The sequence below is a fragment of the Microbacterium umsixpiens genome (assembly GCF_053543675.1).
The window spans coordinates 5548-6531 of sequence record NZ_JBLVOH010000060.1 but is presented as its reverse complement, the minus strand read 5'-3'; the positions used below and the strand labels follow the sequence as shown (position 1 = coordinate 6531).

Sequence of the window (984 nt, the reverse complement as noted above, 5' to 3'; positions counted from 1 at the left end):
CCCACCTTCGTCTCACGGCGTTCCGGCACCGTCTCCCGGCGGTTCGGCGACGTCGGCCACCGCCTGGGCGAACGCGTGGGGCGCCTCGGCCGGGAGGTGATGCCCCGCGTGCGGGATCCGGCGATGCTCGCGCGGGCCGGTGAACAGGTGCGCCTGCGGCGTGCCGTCGGTCGCCGGGAAGTTGCCGTCCGCCATGCCGTCCAGCGTGATCGTCGGAACGCTGATGGGCGGGGCCGACGCCAGTGCGCGCTCGAGCTCGTCGTACTTCGGCGCCCCGGGTGCCAGTCCGAGCCGATGACGGTAGGAGTGGATCACGACGTCGACGTAGTCGGGGTTGTCGAACGCGGCGGCGGCACGATCCATCTCGGCATCGCTGAACGCCCACTCCGGCGAATTGCGGCGCCAGATCACGTCGGCGATCTCGCGTCGGTTGGCGTCGAGGCCTCGGCGTCCGCGATCGGTGGCGAAGTACCAGAAGTACCAGAATCCGGCTTCGAGATCCGGACGGATCGGCGTCTGAGAGGCGGCGATGTTCTGGATGAGATACCCGTTCACCGAAACGAGGCCCGAGATCCGCTCGGGCCACAGCGCCGCGACGACACAGGCGGCGCGACCGCCCCAGTCGTACCCGGCGAGGACCGGCTCGTCCAGGTCGAGGGCGTCGATGAACGCCAGGAGGTCGGACCCGAGCGCCGCCTGCTCTCCGGTCCGAGGCGCGTCCTGATCGCGGAACCGGGTGCCGCCGTGGCCGCGCAGATACGGGACGATCGCCCGGTATCCGGCTTCGACGAGCATCGGCGCGACTTCGACATAACTGTGCACGTCGTACGGGTAGCCGTGCAGGAGCACGACGGGATCCGCCTGCGGGTCGCCGAGGTCGAAGTAGGCGACGGAGAGGTCTCCCGCATCGACACGGCTGGCGGCGGGAAACGCGGAGGGGGCAGTGGTCATGGTCATTCCTTCTCTGGCCGATGGTGCGGGGGC

The 984-nt window shown here is 70.1% G+C and carries 1 protein-coding gene; it reads right to left on the bottom strand.

Going from position 1 to position 984, the window contains the following annotated elements:
• Positions 1-12 precede the first annotated feature (12 nt).
• On the bottom strand, positions 13-951 hold the full coding sequence (locus ACNPM4_RS05975; protein ID WP_262002367.1) for an alpha/beta fold hydrolase: 939 nt from the start codon (positions 949-951) through the stop codon (positions 13-15).
• Positions 952-984 lie beyond the last annotated feature (33 nt).

Excerpts from the sequence above, each read along its gene's own strand:
- ACNPM4_RS05975 (WP_262002367.1), bottom strand. The coding sequence starts at position 951 with ATGACCACTGCCCCCTCCGCGTTTCCCGCCGCCAGCCGTGTCGATGCG.